The organism is Streptomyces sp. NPDC015345 (assembly GCF_043078805.1).
Taxonomy (GTDB): Bacteria; Actinomycetota; Actinomycetes; order Streptomycetales; family Streptomycetaceae; genus Streptomyces.
Window position 1 is genome coordinate 1,200,426 of record NZ_JBIBTX010000002.1, and the last position, 6,000, is coordinate 1,206,425.

Consider the following 6,000-nt stretch of genomic DNA (forward strand, 5'->3'; position numbering starts at 1 on the left):
CGGCCACTGGCGGAGAAAGGCCGGAGCCTTGTGTCGAGCCCGCCGAGGGTTGGACTTCTCTTCACCCGCGGGTCACGGGCCCTTCCGTATCGCTTGCTCCCCTTGACACACTTCACCCGCTCGCGTCCCCCACGGACCACCCCCACAAAACAACGAGGTCGGAAACACACATGCCTGAACTCAATCGGCGCCGTTTCATGCAGCTGGCCGGCGGCACCGCGGCCTATGCCGCGCTCACCCAGAGCATCGCCCGCGCCGCCTCGCTGCCCGCGCGCCGCGCCACCGGCACCATCCAGGACGTCGAGCACGTCGTGGTGCTGATGCAGGAGAACCGTTCCTTCGACCACTATTTCGGGACGATGAAGGGCGTACGGGGCTTCGGCGACCCGCGCCCGGTGACGCTGCCCAACGGCAAGCCGGTCTGGCACCAGCCGAGCGGCGGCAGGGAGGTCCTGCCCTTCCACCCGGACGCGGAGAACCTCGGCATGCAGTTCATCGCGGGCCTCGACCACGACTGGGCAGGCGGCCACAAGGCGTTCAACAACGGCAAGTACGACCAGTGGGTCCCCGCGAAGTCCGAGCGGACGATGGCGTACCTCGAACGGGACGACATCCCGTTCCACTACGCGCTCGCCGACGCGTTCACGATCTGTGACAGCTACCACTGCTCGTTCATCGGGGCCACCGACCCCAACCGCTACTACATGCTCACCGGCCACGTCGGCAACGACGGCAAGGGCGGCGGCCCGGTCCTCGGCAACCAGGAGGCGGGCTATGACTGGACGACGTACGCCGAGCGCCTTGAGCAGGCGGGCGTCTCCTGGAAGGTGTACCAGGACATAGGCGACGGCCTGGACGCCGCGGGCCACTGGGGCTGGATCGACGACGCCTACCGCGGCAATTACGGCGACAACTCGCTCCTCTACTTCAACAAGTACCGGAGCGCCAAGCCCGGCGACCCGCTCTACGACAAGGCCCGCACCGGCACCAACGCCAAGGCGGGCGACGGCTACTTCGACATCCTCAAGGCCGACGTGAAGGCGGACCGCCTCCCGCAGGTCTCCTACATCGCCTGCCCCGAGGCCTTCACCGAGCACCCCAACTGGCCGGTGAACTACGGCGCCTGGTACATCGCGCAGGTCCTGGACGCCCTCACCGCCAACCCCGAGGTGTGGGCGAAGACGGCGCTGTTCGTCACGTACGACGAGAACGACGGCTACTTCGACCACATCGTCCCGCCGTACGTCCCGAAGGACGCCGCCCAGGGCAAGTCCACCGTCGACACGGCGCTCGACTACTTCCCGGGCAACGCCTCCTACGCGGCCGGCCACTACGGCCTCGGCCAGCGCGTCCCGATGATCGTCGTCTCGCCGTGGAGCACCGGCGGCTTCGTGGACTCCGAGGTCTTCGACCACACGTCGATCATCCGGTTCATGGAGAAGCGCTTCGGCGTCAAGGAGCCGAACATCTCGCCGTGGCGCCGCGCGGTCTGCGGCGACCTCACCTCCGCCTTCGACTTCAGCGGCAAGGACACCGACCCGGCGGCGCTGCCGGACACCGCCGCGTACGAACCGCCGGACGACAAGCGCCACCCCGACTACGTGCCGAAGGCGCCCGCGGGCTCGAAGCTGCCCAAGCAGGAGGCCGGCTCCCGGCCCGCCCGCGCCCTGCCGTACGCGCCCCTGGTGGACGGCAGCGCGGACGCGGCCGCCGGGATGTTCACGCTGACCTTCGGCGGCGGCGACAAGGCGGGCGTCTGCTTCCACGTCCGCTCCGCCAACCGCACCGACGGCCCCTGGACGTACACCACCGAGGCGGGCAAGACCCTCTCCGACACGTGGAACTCGGCGTACTCCGGGGGCACGTACGACCTGTCGGCATTCGGCCCGAACGGCTTCCTGCGCACCTTCAAGGGCCCGGGCAAGAAGGCGGGCCCCGAGGTCACTGCCCGGCACGACGGAACCACGGGCAACCTCAAGCTGACCCTGCGGAACGCGGGCAGCACCGACGTGAACCTCACACTGACCAACGCCTACGGCGGCACACCCCAGACCTTCAAGGTCAAGGCGGGCGCCACCGTGCAGCACACCGTCGACCTGCGGGCGAGCAAGCGCTGGTACGACGTCACCGTGAAGTCCGACGCCGACGCGGGCTTCCTGCGGCGGCTCGCGGGCCATGTGGAGACCGGCGCGGCGGGCGTGAGCGACCCGGCGATCATCACCGCCTGAGTGGCGCGGGGCCCCGGGAGGCGCAAGCGAAAAGGGGAGGCAGTCGCGTCGGAGCCGCGGCTAGCATCGGGGCGCATGACGAATACCCCTCCCCGCCCCTCCGGGGCCCCCGACAAGCCCGTCCTCGACGGGCTCGAAGAGAAATGGTCGCGGCGCTGGGACGAGTCGGGCGTATTCGTCTTCGACCGCTTCGACCGCTCGAAGAACCGGGACGAGATCTTCTCGATCGACACCCCGCCGCCCACGGTCAGCGGATCGCTGCACGTCGGGCACGTCTTCTCGTACACGCACACCGACGCCGTCGCGCGCTACCAGCGCATGCGCGGCAAGGAAGTCTTCTACCCCATGGGGTGGGACGACAACGGCCTGCCGACCGAGCGGCGTGTCCAGAACCACTTCGGTGTCCGCTGCGATCCCGCCCTGCCGTACGACCCCGCCTTCACGCCGCCCGAGAAGCCGGGGAAGCGGCAACTGCCCATCTCACGGCGCAACTTCATCGAGCTGTGCGAACGGCTCACCGCCGAGGACGAGAAAGTCTTCGAGGATCTGTGGCGGAGGCTCGGCCTCTCCGTCGACTGGTCGCGCACCTACCGGACCATCGACGCGGAGGCCCGCGCCACCTCGCAGCTCGCGTTCCTGGACGACCTCGCGCGCGGGGAGACGTACGTCGCCGAGGCGCCCACCCTGTGGGACGTCACGTTCCGCACGGCGGTCGCCCAGGCCGAGCTGGAGGACCGGGACCGGCCGGCCGCCTACTACCGGCTCTCCTTCCGCGGGGTGGACGGCGATCCCGTCCTGATCGAGACGACGCGCCCCGAGCTCCTGCCCGCCTGCGTCGCGCTGGTCGCGCACCCGGACGACGAGCGGTACCGGAAGCTGTTCGGCACGACGGTCCGCACGCCGCTCTTCGACGTCGAGGTCCCGGTCGTGGCCCACCGCCTCGCCTCGCCCGAGAAGGGCACCGGCATCGCGATGGTCTGCACGTTCGGCGACACCACCGACGTCACGTGGTGGCGCGAACTGCGGCTCGCCACCCGGCCGGTCATCGGCTGGGACGGCCGCTTCCTCGCCGAACCGCCGCGTGGTGTCGAGACACCGGCGGCCGTCGCGGCGTACGCGGAACTGGCGGGTGCCACCGCGCACACCGCCCGCGAACGCGTCGTCGAGCTGCTGCGCGCGAGCGGTGACCTGCGGGGCGAGCCGCGTGCCGGCACGCACGCGGTGCCGTTCTTCGAGAAGGGCGACAAGCCTCTGGAGATCGTCACGACCCGCCAGTGGTACCTCCGCAACGGCGGCCGCGACGCCGCGCTGCGTGACGAACTCGTCGCACGAGGCGCCGAGTTGGCGTGGCACCCGCCGCACATGCGGGTCCGCTACGACAACTGGGTCAGTGGCCTCAACGGCGACTGGCTCATCAGCCGCCAGCGGTTCTTCGGCGTCCCGATCCCCGTCTGGTACGCCCTCGACGGCACCGGCCGGCCCGACTACGAGCACCCGATCGTCCCGGACCGGGCGGCCCTGCCCGTCGACCCGAGCGCCGAGACCCCGCCCGGCTACGACGCCGCCCAGCGCGGCGAACCACACGGCTTCATCGGTGACCCCGACGTCATGGACACCTGGGCCACGTCCTCGCTCACCCCGCAGATCGCGGGCAAGTGGCGGTCCGACCCGGACCTGTTCGACCGGGTCTTTCCCATGGACCTGCGTCCCCAGTCCCACGAGATCATCCGCACCTGGCTGTTCTCCACGGTTCTGCGCGCCCACACCGGGCACGGCACGCTGCCGTGGAGGCACACGGCGATCTCGGGCTGGATCCTCGACCCCGACCGCAAGAAGATGTCGAAGTCCAGGGGGAACGTCGTCACCCCGGACCGCCTCCTCGCCGAGCACGGCTCCGACGCGGTCCGCTACTGGGCGGCGAGCGGGCGCCCCGGCACGGACACGGCCTTCGACGCGGGCCAGATGAAGATCGGCCGACGCCTCGCCATGAAGCTGCTCAACGTCGGCCGGTTCGTCCTGAGCCTCGGTGACGCCCCCGGGGACGCTCCCGGGCCCGCCGCTGTCACCGAGCCGCTCGACCGGGCGCTCCTCGCCGCGCTGGCGTCGACAGCCCAGGAGGCCACCGCGGCCTTCGACGCCTTCGACTACGCGCGCGCCCTGGAGCGGACGGAACAGTTCTTCTGGCGGTTCTGCGACGACTACGTCGAGCTGGTCAAGGCGCGCGCCTACGGCGACCGCGGGGACGCCGCGGCGACCCGCTCGGCACGGGCGGCGCTGCGTACGGCGCTCGACGTCCTGCTGCGGCTCTTCGCGCCGGTCCTGCCGTTCGTCACGGAGGAGGTCTGGTCCTGGTGGCGGGACGGCTCCGTGCACCGCGCCGCCTGGCCGGACGCCTGCGCACTGCGGGAGTACGCGGGCGACGCGGCGGTCCTCACCACGGCGGCGGAGGCCATCGCGGCGGTTCGCAAGGCCAAGTCGCAGGCCCGGCTCTCGATGCGGGCCGAGGTCGCGGGGGTGCTGGTCACGGCGGAGCGAGCGACCCTCGACCGCTTCGCGGCGGCTTTGGGCGACGTCCGGGCGGCGGGGCGGATCGCGGCGGTGCAACTGCGGGAAGCGCGGGGCGACCTGAAGGTCGAGGTCACGCTATGAGTGGCCCGACGGCTTCGCGGGGAGGTCACGACCTCGCAAGGGGCTGGCGGACCGCCCATATCCGGAGGGTAGGGTCACCCGGGTGACAACGCATTCGAACACACCCGCAGGCTGGCACCCGGACCCGCACGGGGCGCCGCAACTCCTCCGCTGGTGGGACGGCTCCCAATGGACGGAGCACACCAGCCCGGCCCCGCAGGGCCAGCCGGCGCAGGTCCAGGCCCAGCAGGTGCCGCAGCAGCCGCAGGTCCCGCAGGGGCAGTTCGGTCAGCCGCAGGCCGCGCCGGTCGCGCCGCCGGCCGTCGACCCGGCGAAGGTGCAGCGTCAGGTGCAGCGGCAGGCGGGCGTCACGCCGTCGGCGCAGGGCGGCGGCACGCTGTTCACCGAGCCGGTCCTGGTGGTGAACCAGAAGGCCAAGCTCATCGAGCTGACGAACGAGTACAGCGTGATGGACCAGGCGGGCAACACGCTCGGCTCGGTCGTGCAGGTCGGCCAGAGCGCGCTGAAGAAGATCGCTCGCTTCGTCGCCAGCATCGACCAGTTCATGACGCACAAGCTGGAGATCCGCGACGCTTACGGCCAGCCGCAGATGCTGCTGACCCGCCCGCGGAAGTTCATGAAGTCGCGGGTGATCGTCGAGCGCCCCGACGGGCAGCCGGTCGGTGAGATCGTCCAGCAGAACATGATCGGCAAGATCAACTTCGCGATGATGGTGGACGGCCGACAGGTCGGCGCGATCAAGGCGGAGAACTGGCGCGCCTGGAACTTCTCGATCGTCGACCACGCGGACAACGAGGTCGCCCGGATCACGAAGACCTGGGAAGGTCTCGCCAAGACCATGTTCACCACGGCGGACAACTACGTCCTCCAGATCCACTACCAGCTGCCCGAGCCGCTCCTGAGCCTCGTCGTGGCGACGGCCCTGACGGTCGACACGGCCCTCAAGCAGGACTCCCGCGGCTTCGGGTGACCGGGCCGCGCCGGTAGGCGCAGGTACGAAGACGGCGTCGGGGGGCGCCCCCCCCCCGGGGGGGGCCCCCCCCCCCCCCCCCGGGGGCCGCCCCCCCCCCCCCCCCGGGGGCCCCCCCGCCCCCCCCCCCCCCCCGCCCCCCCCCGCCAACCC

The 6,000-nt window shown here is 71.2% G+C and carries 3 protein-coding genes; all 3 read left to right on the forward strand.

Features of this window, described 5'->3' with window-relative positions; all coding sequences use genetic code 11:
- Nucleotides 1–170 precede the first annotated feature (170 nt).
- The 3 genes from ACF062_RS11555 to ACF062_RS11565 all read left to right on the forward strand — a co-directional run bounded on the left by ACF062_RS11555 (nt 171) and on the right by ACF062_RS11565 (nt 5,847).
- Nucleotides 171–2,228, forward strand: coding sequence for a phosphocholine-specific phospholipase C (locus ACF062_RS11555; protein ID WP_392137526.1), 2,058 nt, complete (start codon nt 171–173; stop codon nt 2,226–2,228).
- A gap of 75 nt (nt 2,229–2,303) precedes the next feature.
- Complete coding sequence (gene valS, locus ACF062_RS11560) at nt 2,304–4,877, forward strand: valine--tRNA ligase (protein WP_392137527.1); 2,574 nt, start codon at nt 2,304–2,306, stop codon at nt 4,875–4,877.
- Between the two features lie 82 nt (nt 4,878–4,959).
- Nucleotides 4,960–5,847, forward strand: a complete 888-nt coding sequence (locus ACF062_RS11565) for a phospholipid scramblase-related protein (RefSeq protein ID WP_392137528.1) — start codon at nt 4,960–4,962, stop codon at nt 5,845–5,847.
- The last annotated feature ends 153 nt before the right edge of the window (nt 5,848–6,000 follow it).